Annotated in this window: 15 protein-coding genes; 3 read left to right on the forward strand and 12 right to left on the reverse strand. The window is 64.2% G+C overall.

Going from position 1 to position 16,186, the window contains the following annotated elements; all coding sequences use genetic code 11:
* Positions 1–49: 49 nt before the first annotated feature.
* A complete protein-coding gene (locus tag EJ077_RS29945) occupies positions 50–1,090 on the reverse strand; it encodes an ABC transporter substrate-binding protein (protein ID WP_208698458.1) in 1,041 nt (346 codons plus the stop codon).
* 215 nt (positions 1,091–1,305) lie between these two features.
* On the opposite strand from EJ077_RS29945, the gene EJ077_RS29950 reads away from it, so the two are divergent.
* On the forward strand, positions 1,306–2,007 hold the full coding sequence (locus EJ077_RS29950) for a GntR family transcriptional regulator (protein ID WP_167531393.1): 702 nt from the start codon (positions 1,306–1,308) through the stop codon (positions 2,005–2,007).
* A gap of 19 nt (positions 2,008–2,026) precedes the next feature.
* On the opposite strand, the gene EJ077_RS29955 is transcribed toward EJ077_RS29950, so the two are convergent.
* From EJ077_RS29955 to EJ077_RS29985, 7 genes are all read right to left on the reverse strand, one after another.
* On the reverse strand, positions 2,027–2,968 hold the full coding sequence (locus tag EJ077_RS29955) for an alpha/beta hydrolase (RefSeq protein WP_208698460.1): 942 nt from the start codon (positions 2,966–2,968) through the stop codon (positions 2,027–2,029).
* A gap of 45 nt (positions 2,969–3,013) precedes the next feature.
* On the reverse strand, positions 3,014–3,796 hold the full coding sequence (locus tag EJ077_RS29960; protein WP_208698462.1) for a carnitinyl-CoA dehydratase: 783 nt from the start codon (positions 3,794–3,796) through the stop codon (positions 3,014–3,016).
* Positions 3,789–5,867 (reverse strand): acetate--CoA ligase family protein, encoded by a 2,079-nt coding sequence (locus tag EJ077_RS29965; protein WP_208698463.1) that lies wholly within the window; start codon positions 5,865–5,867, stop codon positions 3,789–3,791. The genes EJ077_RS29960 and EJ077_RS29965 overlap by 8 nt, the downstream gene beginning before the upstream one ends.
* A gap of 86 nt (positions 5,868–5,953) precedes the next feature.
* On the reverse strand, positions 5,954–7,117 hold the full coding sequence (locus tag EJ077_RS29970) for an acyl-CoA dehydrogenase family protein (protein WP_208698465.1): 1,164 nt from the start codon (positions 7,115–7,117) through the stop codon (positions 5,954–5,956).
* Between the two features lie 4 nt (positions 7,118–7,121).
* Positions 7,122–8,216: a carnitine 3-dehydrogenase gene (locus tag EJ077_RS29975; protein ID WP_208698467.1), complete on the reverse strand. Its 1,095-nt coding sequence runs from the start codon at positions 8,214–8,216 to the stop codon at positions 7,122–7,124.
* A complete protein-coding gene (locus EJ077_RS29980; RefSeq protein ID WP_208698469.1) occupies positions 8,213–8,842 on the reverse strand; it encodes an HD domain-containing protein in 630 nt (209 codons plus the stop codon). The genes EJ077_RS29975 and EJ077_RS29980 overlap by 4 nt, the downstream gene beginning before the upstream one ends.
* Positions 8,843–8,864: 22 nt before the next feature.
* Positions 8,865–9,782 carry a 3-keto-5-aminohexanoate cleavage protein gene (locus tag EJ077_RS29985; protein WP_091586279.1) on the reverse strand — a complete coding sequence of 306 codons (918 nt, stop codon included), beginning with the start codon at positions 9,780–9,782 and terminating at the stop codon, positions 8,865–8,867.
* Between the two features lie 80 nt (positions 9,783–9,862).
* Between EJ077_RS29985 and EJ077_RS29990 the strand changes: the two genes are divergently transcribed.
* A complete protein-coding gene (locus EJ077_RS29990; protein ID WP_208698471.1) occupies positions 9,863–10,840 on the forward strand; it encodes a GlxA family transcriptional regulator in 978 nt (325 codons plus the stop codon).
* A gap of 9 nt (positions 10,841–10,849) precedes the next feature.
* Here the strand turns inward: EJ077_RS29990 and EJ077_RS29995 are convergent, their stop codons facing one another.
* Both EJ077_RS29995 and xylA read right to left on the reverse strand, forming a co-directional pair.
* The gene (locus EJ077_RS29995; RefSeq protein WP_208698474.1) at positions 10,850–11,059 is read right to left on the reverse strand and encodes a hypothetical protein; all 210 of its coding nucleotides are present in this window, start codon (positions 11,057–11,059) and stop codon (positions 10,850–10,852) included.
* Between the two features lie 207 nt (positions 11,060–11,266).
* Positions 11,267–12,592 (reverse strand): xylose isomerase, encoded by a 1,326-nt coding sequence (xylA, locus tag EJ077_RS30000; protein WP_208698476.1) that lies wholly within the window; start codon positions 12,590–12,592, stop codon positions 11,267–11,269.
* 112 nt (positions 12,593–12,704) lie between these two features.
* Between xylA and EJ077_RS30005 the strand changes: the two genes are divergently transcribed.
* On the forward strand, positions 12,705–13,067 hold the full coding sequence (locus EJ077_RS30005; protein WP_208698478.1) for a nuclear transport factor 2 family protein: 363 nt from the start codon (positions 12,705–12,707) through the stop codon (positions 13,065–13,067).
* Positions 13,068–13,279: 212 nt separating this feature from the next.
* On the opposite strand, the gene xylB is transcribed toward EJ077_RS30005, so the two are convergent.
* Positions 13,280–14,734 (reverse strand): xylulokinase, encoded by a 1,455-nt coding sequence (xylB, locus tag EJ077_RS30010; RefSeq protein ID WP_208698480.1) that lies wholly within the window; start codon positions 14,732–14,734, stop codon positions 13,280–13,282.
* 79 nt (positions 14,735–14,813) lie between these two features.
* Positions 14,814–16,139 (reverse strand): tetratricopeptide repeat protein, encoded by a 1,326-nt coding sequence (locus tag EJ077_RS30015; RefSeq protein WP_208698482.1) that lies wholly within the window; start codon positions 16,137–16,139, stop codon positions 14,814–14,816.
* Positions 16,140–16,186 lie beyond the last annotated feature (47 nt).

Genomic DNA, 16,186 nt, shown 5'->3' on the forward strand with positions numbered 1-16,186 from the left:
GAAGGAGCAGGGCGGCGTTTGCGCCGCCCTGCAATGTCAGGGTTCCGGCCTATTGCTGAATCAGATTGTTGAACTTCTCCGTCGCCTCGACGAGGTTGTCACGCCAGAACTCGGCATCCTGCAGCACCTGTTTCTTGACGTTTTCGGGCGCCGAGTTGATGTCCTTGATCCGCTCGGGCGGGATCTTGCCGGTCTCGAAGGCCTTCTCGTTGACCGGCCCATTGTCGACATAGAGCGGCAAATTGGCCTGCAGCTGCGGGCTGACGAACATCGCCAGCGCCTTCATCGCCGCTTCCTTGTTCTTGGCGCCCTTGGGGATGACCATGCAGTCGGCGGTGAGCACGCCCTGGTCGAAGGAGAAGCTGACCGGCGCGCCTGCCTTCTTCAGTGTGCCGGCGCGTCCGTTCCAGATGCTCGCCATGTCGACTTCGCCGTCCTTCACCAATTGCATGGCCTGGGCGCCGGAAGTCCACCACGCGTCGACATGGCCACGGATCTTGTCGACTGTTTTCAGCGCCCCGTCGATATCGACCGGATAGACCTTGTCGATCGGCAGGCCCGAGGCGAGTGCGGCAACGCTCAGCGTCTCCGTCGCCTGGCTGCTGCTCAGCGCGCGCCGTCCCGGGAATTTCTCCACGTTCCAGAAGTCGGCCCAGGTCTTCGGGCCCTTGTCGCCGAAGACATCGGTCCGGTAAATCAGCACGACGGAGGTGTAGGAAATGCCGACCCAGTCGTCATGCACCAGCTTCGGGTTGATGCCGCTCTTGTCGATGATGCCGTAATCCAGCTTTTCGAACAGGCCCTCCTTCGAGCCGCGCGCGCATTCGTCGGCGCCGAGCTCAGTAATGTCCCATTTGACGGCATTGCCGGTCACCTGCAGCCGCACGTCGTCGAGGCCGTTGGTGGTGTCTTCCTTGATGGTGATGCCGAGCGCATCGGCGGTCGGCTTGAAGAAGGCTTTGGTCTGCGCCTCCTGATAGGTGCCGCCCCACGAGGCGACGGTGATCGTGTCGGCGGCGACGGCGGGCACTGCGACCGCCGCCACAAGGCCCGCGATCGCCACAACGCTAACGTTTCTGATCCTGTTCATTTCGGTTCTCCGACCGGTGTTCCCATTTGTTTTTGATTTGGCATGCGATTTTGTATACAATTTAGAATGTAGCCGAGAGATCGGTGTTGTCAACTGCGACAGGCACGATCAGTTGGAGGCGATGGGACGGTGCCGCAGGCGTGGCAAATTGCGCCGACTGCGATTACAAACGAAGCAATGTCCGGCTAAAACGGCCGGAGAACTGGGAACGGAACTTGGCCAAGGAAACCAAAAACACGCTGCGCGACTCGGTCTATTCCGCGCTCAAGGCGATGATCGTGACCGGCCAGATTCCGCCGGGCTCACGCGTCACCGAAAGCGACATCGCGGCGAAACTCAATGTCAGCCGTACGCCGGTGCGCGAAGCCTTCAACCGGCTGGAGCGCGACGGGCTGGTCACCGGCCGGCCGCGCCAGGGCTATGCCGTCACCGAGTTCGACATCAATATGTTCCGCGAGGCCTTCGATATCCGCGAACTGCTCGACGGCCATGCAACCGAACTGGCGGCCACCGCGGCGACCGACAAGGACAAGGCGCGGCTGCGCGCCATGCTGGCCGAATGCGAACGGCTGGCCGCCATCCCGGATCGCACGACGCGCGAGAAATTCCAGGAACTGGAAGTCGGCATCGACCTGCACCGTGTCATCGCCGAGATCAGCGGCAACGCGATGCTGCACGGCATGCTGTGCGGCATCCTCGACAAGTGCCAGCACTATGTCTGGACCGAACTGTTGTGGCTCGATGAATGGAAGATCGCCCGCGACGAGCATGCCGAGATCGTCGAGGCGATCTGCGCCGGCGACGCCAGCCGCGCCGGCGCCCTGGCGCGCGCCCATGTGCGGGGATCGCGCGAGAACGTGCTGCGCCTGCTGCAGGCGAAATCGGACTATCAGAGTTTTCTGGCCAAGGCCTCCTGAGCGGGGACAGCCCCTGTCCCTACCAGGTCCAGCCGCCCTTTCCGAGCGTGGCCACAGCGTCGACGATGCGGGTGAAGCTGGCGCGGGCGCGGCCGACGCTGTGCCGGGCCCTGAGATAGCCGTGCACCAGGCCGGGTTCCTCGAACCAGGTAGCGTGCCCGCCTGCCGCGACGATGCGGTCGCGATAAGCCTCGCCATCGGACGACAAGGGGTCGCACTCGGCGGTGATCAGCACGGTCGGCGGCAAATTGGCGAAATCGGCATCGGCCAGCGGCGACAGCGTGATGTCGCCGGTCTGGTCGGTTCCACCGGTACGGATGTGCTTGTAGAATTCGAGATCGCGCACCGTCAGCATCGGCGCTTCGGCGTGTGTCACATAGGAGCCGCGCGAACGATCGCCGCCGAGACCGGGATAAATCAGCACCTGGCCGATCGGCTTTTTCACATGGCCACGCGTCGCGTGCGCAACGGCGGCGCAAAGGTTGCCGCCGGCGCTGTCACCGCACAGCACGACCGGGCGGTCGTAGGTCCCTGCGGCCCATTCGAAGGCGCTCATCGCATCATCGAAAGCGGCTGGATGCGGATGCTCAGGCGCCAGCCGGTAATCGACCGAGATCACTTCATGGCCGGTGCGGCCGCAAAGCTCGGCGCAGACATCGTCATGGCTGTCGAGCCCGCCGAGGATGAAACCACCGCCATGGATGTAAACCACCATCGCCGCATCGTTCGGCGTCGCGTTGCGGTAGATGCGGATAGGGAGGTCTTGCGCGGGCGTGGCAACAACCGTGGTTTCGGCAGTCACGCCCTGCGGATAGCCGGCAAAGAACTCGCGGCACATCCGGTCATAGATCTCACGTTGCTGGGTGATCGTATCGTCGATCGTGTCGGGCGGATAATAGGAATTGGTCCGCTCGATGAAGGCCCAGGTCTCGGCATCGATGAGGCTTTTGTAGTCGGTCATGCTGGCTGACCAATTTTCGGGGATGGCGCTGTCATCTCCGCAGGATCACTTCCCCTTCCACACAGGCTCGCGCTTCTCGGCAAAAGCCCGGAAGCCTTCCATATTGTCCTCCGACCCATAGAGCGCGTCGACGGTCGGCAACTGCCGGCGCGTCACCTTGTTCATCGCATCCTGGAAGGTCAGCGATTCTGCCACCCGTGCCGTCTCCTTGATCGCGGCGAAGACCAGAGGCGGGCCGCTGGCGAGCAGGCGAGCGATCTCCCAGACGCGGTCCTCGAGCTTTTCCTTGGGCAGCACCTCGTTGACCAGGCCCCAGCGATGCGCCTCGGCGACATCCATCCAGCGGCCGGTGAGCAGAAGGTCCATGGCGACATGATAAGGAATGCGCTTCGGCAGCTTGATCGTCGCCGCGTCGGCCAGCGTGCCGGCACGGATTTCGGGCAGTGCGAAGGAGGAATGGTCCGAGGCGTAGATGAGGTCGCAGGACAGCGCCAGCTCGAAGCCGCCGCCGACCGCCATGCCGTTGACGCAGGCGATGACCGGCTTGTTCAGGTCACGCAGTTCCTGCAGGCCGGCAAAACCGCCGACGCCATAGTCGCCGTCGACGGCGTCGCCGCTGGCCGCGGCCTTCAGGTCCCAACCGGCGCAGAAGAACTTGTCGCCCGCGGTCTTGACGATGGCGACGCGCAGTTCCGGATCGTCGCGGAACGCCTTGAAGGTCTCGCCCATCAGCCGCGAGGTTTTCAGGTCGATGGCATTGGCCTTGGGGCGGTCGAGCGTGACCTCGAGGATGGTGCCTTCGCGGCGGGTTGATATGACGTCAGACATTCTTGTTCTCTCCCAGCACCAGCAGCGCGTCGGCGATCCAGGCGCCCTTGCCTTGTGTGCAGACGATCAGCGGATTGATGTCGAGTTCCTCGATCTCGCCGGCATTCTCCTGCACGAAACCGGCGATGCCAGCGATCGCGTCTATGGCGGCGGCGACATCGGCCTTCGGCCGGCCGCGATAGCCTTCGAGCAGCGGGAACAGTTTGAGGCCGCGCAGCGCGGCCTCGATGTCGTCGCGCGTCGCCGGCAGCATCAGCGTGACGCTGTCGCGCAGCAGTTCGACCAGCACGCCGCCGGTGCCCAGCGTCATGACGGCGCCGAACATCGGGTCGCGGGTGAAGCCGACGATCAGTTCGGCGACGCCGTCGCGCACCATACGTTCGACATAGAGCCCGGTGCCGAGCGGCAACAGGTCGTGCGCCGCCGTGCTGACCGATTCGGCATCCTTGAGGTTGAGCCGGACGGCGCCGACCTCGGATTTGTGAGTGACGCCCAGCGCCTTCAGGGCAACGGGAAAGCCGAGCGCCATCGACGAAATCACCGCCTCAACCGCATTGCTGGCGCGCTCGCCCTTGGGCACGGGAAGCCCGGCCTTGATCAGCCGCGCCTTGGCTTCGGCCTCGTCGGGCGTGACGTGATCGCCGCCAGCGGCGCCGGCAGCGGATGTGTCGACCGGCTGCGCCTGCGGTTCAGCCCATGCCCAGCCGATGAAGGCTGCCGCGCCTGCGGCATCCATCGCCTCGGAAATGCCGAACAGCGGCACCATGCCGCGCGCCATCAGCTCGGCGGTGTATTCCTCGGGCAGGTTTTCCGGCAGCGAGGAGACGATGGCGCCATGCGCCTTGTTGGTCTTCAGCGCCGATTCGAAGGCGCGCAGCGTCGCCCACCAGTCGGTCACCGAGCAGCGGTCGGGGCGCGGGAAGTCGAGCACCAGCATATTGAGGTCGAAGCCGCCCGACACCATGGCGGTGAAGGTGGCGGTCATAGCCGGCTCGTTGTTCCAGATGAAGGTGTGGTAGTCCAAGGGGTTGGCCACCGCGACCAGCGGCCCGAGCGTCGATTTGACATGGGCGCGGTGGGTGTCGGTCAGGTCAGGGAAGTTGACCCAGCGCCCTTCCGCGCTGTCGGCCATGACCGACGCTTCGCCGCCCGAACAGCTCATCGACGAGAGCTTGTAGCCAGGCAGCGGGCCGGTGATGTGCAGCAGCTTCAGCGCCTCGATGAAGGCGGGGATGGAATCGACACGGGCAATGCCAAGCCGCCTCAGGAAGGCGCCGGAAGCAGCGTCCGAGCCGGCGAGCGATGCGGTGTGCGAGACGGTTGCCTGCCGTGCCTGTTCGGAACGGCCGACCTTCATGGCGATGATCGGTTTCCTGAGCTCTCGCGCCCGTGCCGCCAGGCGCTCGAAGCCGGCTACAGAGTCGAAGGCCTCGATATGCAGGCCGAGTGACGTGACGCGCTCGTCCTCGATCAGGCCGAGCGCCATTTCCGACAGGCCGGTCTGCGCCTGGTTGCCGGCGGTCATCAGGAAGGCGATCGGCAGGCCGCGCTTCTGCATCGTCATGTTGATGGCGATGTTGGACGACTGGGTGATGATGGCGACGCCCTTGCCGCCTTCGTCCAGCCTGATGCCGCCATGCTGGTCCGGCCACAGCAGCGCGCCGTCGGCATAGTTGATCAGGCCGTAGCAGTTCGGTCCGATGATCGGCATCTGGCCGGCGGCCGCGACCAGTTCAGCCTGCAGCCGTTCGCCGTCGTCGTCATAGGCCTCGGTTTCGAGAAATCCGGCGGCAAAGCAGACGGCGCCACCGGCGCCGCGCTCAGCCAGCGCCTTGACCACATCGATCGTCAGATGCCGGTTGACGCCGACAAAGGCGGCATCCGGCGCGCCGGGCAGGTCCGCCACCGAGCGGTAGGCCTTGCATCCGGCAACCTCGTCCTTGGTCGGGTGCACCGGCCAGATATCGCCGGCAAAGCCCATCTTGATCGATTGCGCCACGACGGCGGCGGCCTGCACGCCACCGAACACGGCGATCGATTTCGGGCGCAGGAGACGTTCGAGTTTATGCATGGTCATCTTTTCGTTTTGAGCGCGATCTCAGGGCAAACGATCTCGTTTGCCCGACAAACCGAATCTCGGCTTTGCGCGATCATGCTCTAAGCGCCGAACGGGCGCAGCAACGCCCGCGAAATAATATGTCGCTGAATCTCCGAAGTGCCTTCCCAGATGCGCTCGACGCGGGCATCGCGCCAGATGCGCTCCAGCGGCAGGTCGTCCATCAGCCCCATGCCGCCATGGATCTGGATTGCCTCGTCGGCGACAAAGGCGAGCATTTCGGTGGCCTTCAGCTTGGCCATGGCCATGTCCTGGTCGGTGACGGTGCCCTGATCGTACTTCCAGCCGGCTTCGAACACCATCAGGTCGGCGGCCTTGAGTTCCGTCGCCATGTCGGCAAGCTTGAACGACACTCCCTGGAACTTGCCGATCTGCTGGCCGAACTGCTGGCGCTGCGCTGCGTATTCGACGGCATGGCCAAGCGCCCGCTCGGCACGGCCGAGACAGGTGGCGCCGACCTGCAGACGCGTGGCGCCAAGCCAGGAATTGGCGACGTCGAAGCCCTTGTGCACCTCGCCCAGAACCTGGGATGCCGGCAGCCGGCAATCGTCGAACTCCAGAATGGCGTTGGTGTAGCCGCGATGCGAGACGTTGCGGTAGCCGTCGCGCACCGCAAAGCCCTTGGTGCCCTTGTCGACGAAGAAGGCGGTGATCTTCTTGCGTTTGCCGCGCGGAGACTCCTCTTCGCCCGAGGCCATGAAGACGATGGCGAAATCGGCGAGATCGGCGTGCGAAATAAAATGCTTGGTGCCGTTGAGCACCCAGTCGTCGCCGTCCTGCACGGCTGATGCCTTCATGCCGCGCAGGTCGGAGCCGGCGCCCGGCTCTGTCATTGCCAGGCAATCCCATTTCTCGCCGCGGATGCAGGGGAACAGATATTTTTCACGCTGCTCCGGCGTGCCGGCGAGCAGAATGTTGGAAGGACGCGCCACGCAGGTCCAGTGCAGCGCGTAATTTGCCCGGCCGAGCTCCTTTTCGTAAAGCAGCCAGGTCACCGTATCGAGCCCCGCGCCGCCGACGTCGGCCGGCATGTTGGCGGCGTAGAGCCCGGCCTCGATCGCCTTGGCCTTGATCTCCTCGATCAGTTCGCGGCGCAGCACGCCGGTGCGCTCGACCTCGCGCTCATGTGGATAAAGCTCGTTCTCGACGAAGGCACGCGTCGTCTCGACAATGAGCTTTTGCTCTTCCGAAAGACCGAAATCCATGGCCTCAGCCCTTCTTCTTTTTCTTCGGCTTTTCGGCTTTCTTCACCGGCTTGGCGGCCTTGGCCTTTTCAGCCGCCTTTGAAGCGGTCGGCTTCTTCGCCGCCAGCTTGGCGAGCTGTTTGGTATAATCCTTGTGCAGCGCGCCGGCGCCCCAGCCCTTGCCCTTGTTCTGCTTCGACAGCGCATCCATGATCGCGACCAGATTGTCGTCGCGGATCTTTTCCAGCTCGCGGATCGACAGGCCGTGCGCCTGGTCGTCCGACTGGGTGGCGATCAGGTCGACCAGCTCGTCGTTGAACTCCGGCACGTCCATCAGCTTGGTCCATGGCCATTTCAGGCAGGGCCCGAACTGCGCCATGAAGTGGCGCATGCCGGCCTCGCCGCCGGCGACGCGATAGACCTGGAACATGCCCATCTGCGCCCAGCGCAGGCCGAAGCCATAGCGCATGATGTCGTCGAGTTCCTCGACGGTGCAGATGCCGTCCTTGATCAGCCACAGCGCCTCGCGCCAGGCGGCTTCGAGCAGGCGGTCGCCGACGAAGGCCTCGATCTCCTTTCGGATCACGACCGGCTTCATGCCGATCGAGGCATAGATTTCCTTGGCGACCTCGACCGCCTCGGGGAAGGTCTGGTCGCCGCCGACGATCTCGACCAGCGGCAGCAGGTAGACCGGGTTGAACGGATGGCCGACGACCAACCGCTCGGGATGCTTCTTCATCGCCACCTGCATGTCGGTCGGCTTGATGCCCGAGGTCGAGGAGCCGACAATGGCGTTGGCCGGCGCATGCGCGTCGATCTCGGCCAGCACCCTGTGTTTGAGATCGAGACGTTCCGGCACGCTCTCCTGGATGAAATCGGCATCGGCGACCGCTTCGGCGATCGTCTTGGCGAAGGTGAGCTTGCCCTCCTTGGGCAGACCGCCGGGCACCATCTGCTTATAGGCGCGGCGCGCGCCCTTCATCACTTCCGAAACCTTGCGTGAAGCTTCTGGATCGGGATCGAAAATGGACACGTCGATGCCGTTCAAGAGCAGGCGCGCGACCCAGCCGGCGCCGATGACCCCGCCGCCAATGGCGGCCGCCTTGTTGATGATGCTCATTGAGAGGCTCCGGTTCTTGTCCTGGCGGTTTCGGGATCGGTGAGGGGCACGCGCTCGCCGGCGCGGATGACTGACAGGTCGTAGGCCTTGCGGGCGAAGACTTCGAGTACGAAGGGCCGGAAGAATTCGATCGGCAGCGTCTCATAGTCGGGGTCGAAGCTCGACTGGTCCCAGCGCTCGCAAAACTGGTCGCAATCGTCGAAATAGGCATGGCCGGCGAAGCGGTCGCGCGCATGGCGATTGCCGCCGAGATGATGGGCGTAATAGAGGCGCTGGAAATCGCCGTGCTTCTCCACCACCCAGGTGCATTGCTCGCGCACGAAAGGCTTCAGGATCGACGCGGCGTATTCGTCGTGATTGTAGGGCGCGTAGATATCGCCGATGTCGTGCAGCAGCGCGCAGGCGATCCAGTCGGTGTCAGCGCCGTCGCGCCAGGCCCGTGTCGCCGCCTGCAGCGAATGGCCGAGCCGGGTGATCTTGTAGCCGGACAGGCCTTCGTCGAGCTGCACCAGCGCGTCGAGCAGCCGCTCGCCGGTTTTGGCCGCATAGTCGATTTCATGGGCGGTCAGGAACTCGTAGTCTTGCCTGTCGCCATCCTTCATCGCGGTGAATTTGACGGTAGCCATAGCGACCCTCCCTGCGAATAATTTATGCCGCTATCGGCGCTCGCTTGGTCAGGTTGAGCTTCTTGCGCACTTCTTCGGGGCCAAGAATCCTGGCGCCGAGATTGGTGACGATGGAGGCGGCGCGCTCGACCAGCTGCGCATTGGTCGCCAGCACGCCCTTGTCGAGCCAGAGATTGTCTTCCAGGCCGACGCGGACATTGCCGCCGGCGAGCACCGCTGCCGCCGCATAGGCCATCTGGTTGCGGCCGATCGCGAAAGCCGACCAGTTCCAGGTCGACGGCACGTTGTTGACCATCGCCATGAAAGTGTTGAGGTCGTCGGGCGCCCCCCACGGCACACCCATGCAAAGCTGAACCAGCGCGTCCGGATTGAGCACTTTCTCCTCGACCAGCTGCTTGGCGAACCACAGATGCCCGGTGTCGAAAGCCTCGATTTCCGGCTTGACGCCGAGCGCCGTCATCATGCCGCCCATGGCACGCAGCATGCCGGGCGTGTTGGTCATGACATAGTCGGCTTCGGCGAAATTCATGGTGCCACAATCAAGCGTACAGATTTCCGGCAGGCACTGGCGCACATGTTCCATGCGGTTGGTGGCGCCGCCCATGTCGGTGCCCTTTTCGTTGAGCGGCAACGGCGCTTCCGGCGAGCCGAACACCATGTCGCCGCCCATGCCGGCGGTGAGGTTCAGGATGACGTCGACGTCAGCCGCGCGGATACGCTCGGTCACCTCGCGATAGAGATGCACGTCGCGCCTGGGCTTGCCGGTTTCGGGATCGCGGACATGGCAGTGGACGATGGCCGCACCGGCCTTGGCCGCATCGATGGCCGAATCGGCGATCTGCTTGGGCGAGCGCGGCACATGCGGGCTGCGGTCCTGCGAGCCGCCGGAACCGGTCACAGCACAGGTAATGAAAACCTCACGGTTCATCGCGAGCGGCATCGAAACTCTCCTCCCATTCGAAAACAGCCACTAGCATCGCTCGACTTGATCAAAGCTGCTTTGCGTTTTACGAAGGCCATATGATAAAAAGCGAAAAATCGGTCTTTCGCGCCGAACGCGAGACCCTCAAGGTGACGTTCCTGGTGTTTTCCGGGTCGTCCATCATGTGCGTCGCCTCGGCCGTCGACCCGCTGCGCGCCGCCAACCGCATCTCCGGCGAGACCCTGTTCGATTTCAAGTTGGTCTCGGTCACCGGCGAGGCTCCGGTCACCACCTGCGGCCTGCCGGTGGCGGTCAGCGGGCGTTTCGACGCGGCAGAGCCCACCGACGTTCTCGTCGTCGTGGCCGGTTTCGGCACGCAGAATTACGCGACGTCGGCTCTGCTTTCAAGTTTGCGGAGGGCGGCGCGAGCGGCCCGCGCGTGCGGGGGCGTCGAGGCCGGCACCTGGCTGGTGGCGCGTGCCGGCTTGCTGGAAGGGCGCAGCGCCACCACCCATTGGGAGGACATGGAAGATTTTTCCTCGGCCTTTCCCGGCGTCGATGTCCGGCCGGACCGCTATGTCATCGACGGGCCGGTGTTCACCTCGGGCGGCGCGTCGCCGACTTTCGACCTGATGCTGCATCTCATTCGCACGCGCCTCGGCATGGCCGTGGCGCTCGATGTCGCCAGCGTCTTCATCTACGACCAGGCCCGGGCGGCGACCGATGCCCAGCCGCTGGTCTCGCTCGGCCGGCTCGACGGCTATGATCCGCGCCTGGCGCAGGCCATTCGCTTGATGGAATCGCATGTCGACCAGCCGTTGACCGTCGAGGCGGTCGCCAAACGCGCCGGCGTGACTGCGCGGACCCTGGAAAGCATCTTCCGCAAGTCGATCGGCGAGACGCCGGGCGCCTATTATCTCAGGTTGCGGCTGGGCGCCGCGCGCCGGCTCGTTGTCGATACGCGGATAGCCATGGCGGATATTGCCGGGCGGACGGGGTTCTCGTCGGCCGCGGCTTTTTCCAGGGCATTTTCAAGAGCTTTTGGCGAAGCCCCTGTCAGGCTTCGCCGGGGTTGATTTGGGAAGTCAGGCAGCATTCTGGCGGTCGCTGCCGCCATCGATCTGCGAGCGCATCTGCCGCGCGAGATGGGTCTCGAAGCGGCTGGCAACGGCGCGGTCCCATTCATTGGTGCTGCGTGCGCCCTGTTTTGGATGCGGCATTTCCATCAGCCGGTCAATGATCGATCCAGCTTCGCCAGGTGAGAGCAGGGCGTCGATTTCACGTTCGTTCTGCATATCGGTTCGCCTCCTTCTTCCTCTTCCGCCACGAGCGATACCTATACGAGATTCGTGACGGCAGTTTGAAGGCAAGAGCGAGGTCATTGAGAGGCGGCAAGGGGCAAAAGCTTGTCGTCGGTTTCAGCATGGCGCGCAAAAGGTTTCCGCGCGCCAAGCTTTCGAAGCGCATAGTGCGCGGCTTGGATTGCCAACGGTCGGGCAGCGTCAGACGTAGCGGTTGACGATGTTTTCGAGCAGTTCCTGGCGGCCGGAGCGCGGCTGCGGCTCGATCTTCTTCTTCACCACGCGTTCGGCGATCTCTTCCAGCGTCCGCTTGCCCGACAGCATCGCCTTGGCCTCGGCGCCGTTCCAGCCGGCGTAGCGTTCGGCGAGCGGAGCCGACAATGCCTTGTCCTCGACCATGCGAGCCGCCGCCTTCAGGCCGCGCGCACACGAATCCATGCCACCGATGTGGCCGATCAGCAGGTCCTGCGGGTCGAGCGACTGGCGGCGCAGCTTGGCGTCGAAATTGGTGCCGCCGGTCTTGAAGCCGCCGGCCTGGAGGACCTGGTAATAAGCGAGCGCCATCTCCGGCACGTTGTTGGGGAACTGGTCGGTATCCCAGCCCGACTGGTAGTCGTTGCGGTTCATGTCGATCGAGCCGAAGACGCCGAGCGCATTGGCCAGCGCCAGTTCGTGCTCGAAGGAATGGCCGGCCAGGATGGCGTGGCCCTGCTCGATGTTGAGCTTGACCTCCTTCTCCAGGCCGAAGCGCTTGAGGAAGCCGTAAACGGTCGCGACGTCGTAGTCATACTGGTGCTTTGTCGGCTCCTGTGGCTTCGGCTCGATCAGGATGGTGCCCTTGAAGCCGATCTTGTGCTTGTAGTCGACGACGAGGTTCAGAAAACGGCCGGCCTGCTCCTGCTCGCGGGCAAGGTCGGTGTTGAGCAGCGTCTCATAGCCCTCGCGCCCGCCCCACAGCACGTAGTTCTCGCCTTTCAGCCGCTTGGTGACGTCGATGCAGCTTTTCACCGTCGCCGCGGCGTAGGCGAAGACATCCGGATCGGGGTTGGTCGCGGCACCGGACATGAAGCGGCGGTTGGAGAACAGGTTCGCCGTACCCCAGAGCAGCTTGACGCCGGTCTGCTTCATCTTTCCCGCGAAATAGTCCGCGATTTCATCGAGCCGGGCGGCACTTTCAGAGAAATCCTTCCCCTCGGGCCGCACATCGGCATCGTGGAAGCAGAAATAGGGAGCGCCGAGCAGCGAGAACATCTCGAAGGCGACATCCGCTTTCAGTTTCGCCAGTTCCATCGTGTCGACGCCGCCGGCCTTGGGGAACCAGGGACGGTCGAAGGTCTGGCCGCCGAACGGGTCGCCGCCCGGCCAGGCGAAGGAATGCCAGTAGGCGACGGCAAAGCGCAGATGGTCTTCCAGGCGCTTCCCGGCCACCACTTCGTCGGGATTGTAGAAACGATAGGCCAGCGGATTGGTCGAATCCGGTCCCTCATATTTGATCTTCTGGATGTCGCCGAAAAAGCCGCTGCTCATGTTCTCTTCCTCTCCAAGATAGTTTTGCCTGATTACCTCAGGCGTAATTGGTTTCACGCCGGCGCTGATCGAAAACGGTCATGTCAAAACCGTCAAACGAAGGAGACAGATCATGACCGACCTCGACACGATCGCCCAAAACTACATCACCGCCTGGAACGAGAGCGATGCCGGCCGCCGGGCAGCCTTGCTCAAGGCTGTTTTCACCGAAGACGTCAGCTATCGCGATCCGCTCATGCAGGGCGACGGCCATGAAGGCGTCGCGGCGCTGATCGACGGCGTGCAGCAGCGCTTTGCCGGCTTCCGCTTCTCGCTGAAGGGGACGCCGGACGGCTTTGCCGATAAAATCCGGTTTTCGTGGAATCTTGGCCCTGAGGGCGTCCCGTCCGTTATCGAAGGCACCGACATCGGCGTCATCGAGGACGGTCGCCTGAAGAGCGTGACCGGCTTTCTGGACAAGGTGCCGGCGCAGTGAAGAGCGCAAACCGCCAAGGCTAGCGCTGCCCCTCATCGCCCTGCCGGGCACTTCTCCCCGTACAGTGACGGGGAGAAGTGGGCTGACCGCGGTGCCGACGCCCTTCTTGCAACATTGGTGATTGGCGAAACCCGCGGCGACAGCTTCCCTCTCCCCGTCCCTATACGGGGAGAGGATGCCGGCAGGCAGGTGAGGGGCAGCGCCGCCATCCGTCATTGCGTCGCGCCCTTGATCGCCGGATACAGCGCCCGGTACCGCGAATACGCATCCGCGTAGGCGCGCGCCAGCCCAGCATCCGGCTCCACTGTCGCATCCGTGCGCGGCGCCGTGCACACGGCCAGCGGATCAGCACCCGTCGCTGCGATCAGTCCGAGCCTCGCCGCACCAAACGCAGCCCCGAAATCGCCGTCGGCGGGGATGTCGACCGGAAGCTGCAGCGCGGTGGCGATGGCCTTCAGCCAGTAACGCGAGCGCGAGCCGCCGCCGATCGCCGTCACCCGCGTCAAGGTGGTGCCGGCCGTCTTCAACGCTTCGAGGCTGTCGCGGAAGGCGAAGGCGACGCCTTCGAGCACGGCCTGGGTCAGCACGGCCCGGCCCGATTCATGCGCGAGCCCGGTGAAGGAACCGCGAATGGCGGAATCATTGTGTGGCGTGCGCTCGCCCGAAAGATAGGGCAGGAAGGACACGCCGGTCGGCGCCTTCAGCGTCTCCCCGAGTTCCGATGTCAGCTCGCCTGCGCCCTTGCCCGTGATCTCCGACAGCCAGTTGAGCGAATCGGTCGCCGACAGGATGACGCCCATCTGATGCCAGGTGTCGGGCAGCGCATGGCAGAAGGTGTGCACCGCGCTTGCCGGGTTGGGCAGATAGGATGCGTTGGCGGCAAACAAAACGCCCGACGTGCCGAGCGAAACAAAAGCGTGGCCGGCGCCGACCGTGCCCATGCCGCAGGCGGAAGCCGCATTGTCGCCGGCGCCGCCGGCCACCGGAATGCCGGCCGCGATGCCCCATTGCGACGCGAGTTCGGCGCGCAGCCCGCCAGCCTTCGCGGTGCCCTCGACCAGCGCTGGCATATGGCTCTCGTCGAGCGATGTCGCGGCGAGCAGGTCCGCCGACCAGCGGCGCTTGCCGACATCGAGCCAGGACGTACCGGCTGCATCAGACATTTCGGAAATGTGTTCCCCGGTCAGCCAAAGCCGCAGGAAATCCTTGGGCAAAAGCACCTTTGCCACCTTGGCGAAGACAGCGGGCTCGTTGTTCTTCACCCAAGCGAGCTTTGGCGCGGTGAAGCCGGGAAAGACGATGTTGCCGGTGAGCGCGCGGAAGCGTGGATCGGCGTCGAGCGCGGCCGCCTCGACATGGCTGCGCGTGTCGTTCCACAGAATGCAGGGGCGCAGCACCTGGTCGGCGGCATCGAGCAAGGTCGCGCCATGCATCTGGCCGGACAGGCCGATACCTTTCACCGCGGCGAACTGCCCGGGGTGCGACGCCTTCAGTTCGGCGATCGCATCTTCGCAGGCGCGTATCCAGTGCAGCGGATCCTGCTCGGACCAGCCGGGATGCGGGCGCGAAACGTCAAGCGTGCCATGGCCGGAGCCGATGACGCCCTGTCCGGCATCGATCAGCAGCGCCTTGACGCCCGATGTGCCCAGGTCGAGGCCGAGATACATGGTTTCCTCCCACGTTCTTATTTTTTCGGAACCCGAAAAATATGCTTGAGCCAGTTTTTAAGGCAAGATCAGCTCCGGGTCAATTCTCCGACAAATTGGCGGCGCGCCGTGAAAACAGCGCCGACAGCGGACTGCCCGAGCGTACCATCGAGCGCTCCATCGTCAGCACCTTGGCGAGCGCGGCGTCGCCGGCGCGCAGGGCGGCCTCGATCAGCGTGAGATCGATGACGTCGCGCTGCGCGTGGCTGCCGCCAAAGCGATGGGCGATGGCCCGGATCGGAGTGATCAGTCGGGTGGTTTCGGCGTAATTGCCCTCTCCGAACGCCTTGATCGCAAGCGTCAGTGGATGGCCGACATCCCGCGTGAAAGCGGCATTGTCGTCATTGCCGCGCATCGCCTCGCGCTGGGCCTCGAGCAAGGACCGGGCCGGGGCGTCGAGCCCGGCACCGACAAAGGCCATCATCGCGTGGGCGTCGTTGAAGGCGTAATTGCTGGAGGCGGCCTTGGGCGTCCAATTGGCGGCCAGCGCCGCCCAGCGGTCGCCGACATCGACGCCACCGAGATGAAGCCGCCACAGAATCGCCGATGCATCGACCATGTTGAGCGCTAGCGTCGATCTGGCACCGTAGATCGGCCCGTCATAGAGCGCCAGCACCTCGCCCGTCTCGCCGAGATCGTAGTGAAACAGCGCCAGGTGCCACCAATTGTGCACCTGGAGGAAGCTCTCCTTGGTCCAGGCATCGGGATCGGCGCGCATCCAGGCAATGCCGTCCCTTTGCCGGCTTTGCATCTCCATCACATGCGCCACCGCATGTTGCGCCCAGCCGTCGCGCGGTTCAATCTCGACCGCTGTGCGACCCAGCCTTTCGGCCTGTTCGTACTCAGCCATCTCTTCGAGCCCGAAGGCCTGCATGCCGAGGATGGCGTGGTAACCCGGCATGTCCGTCCGCCATGACGGCAGGGCGCGGGCGATGCGGTCGCGCAGCATGCGGGCATTGCCGGTGAAGAAGTCGACCTGGTGTCCGACCTGGAGCGCCACGGCATCGAGCGGGAAATCGATCGCTATGTCCTGCAGCATGCCGGAAGCCTGATGCCAGCGGCCCTTGGCGAGCTGGCCGAGGGCCGAGACATGCGCCCGCTCGCGCGTTGTCGCGGCAAGCGGCAGCGCCGCCTCGTGGCAGATCCTGGCCACCGCCGTCGCCTCCGGCTCGGTGGCAAGGCCGAAAAGGTAGCCCTTGAAGACATGCGCCATGACGAAACCGGGGTCCTGCGCGATGGCGCGATCGACGGAGTTGACCGGATCGCCGATGAAACACTGCAATTCGCGCACGGCCTGGCTGTAGGGCGTGAACCCGGCTTCGGTGGCGCCCGAAAATGTCAGGCCGAATGCATCCTTGATTGCCATGCAATGTCCTTTGATCGGCCTTCGATCCTTCGGCCCAAGGAGATGTC

The sequence above is a fragment of the Mesorhizobium sp. M8A.F.Ca.ET.057.01.1.1 genome (assembly GCF_003952565.1).
Taxonomy (GTDB): Bacteria; Pseudomonadota; Alphaproteobacteria; order Rhizobiales; family Rhizobiaceae; genus Mesorhizobium.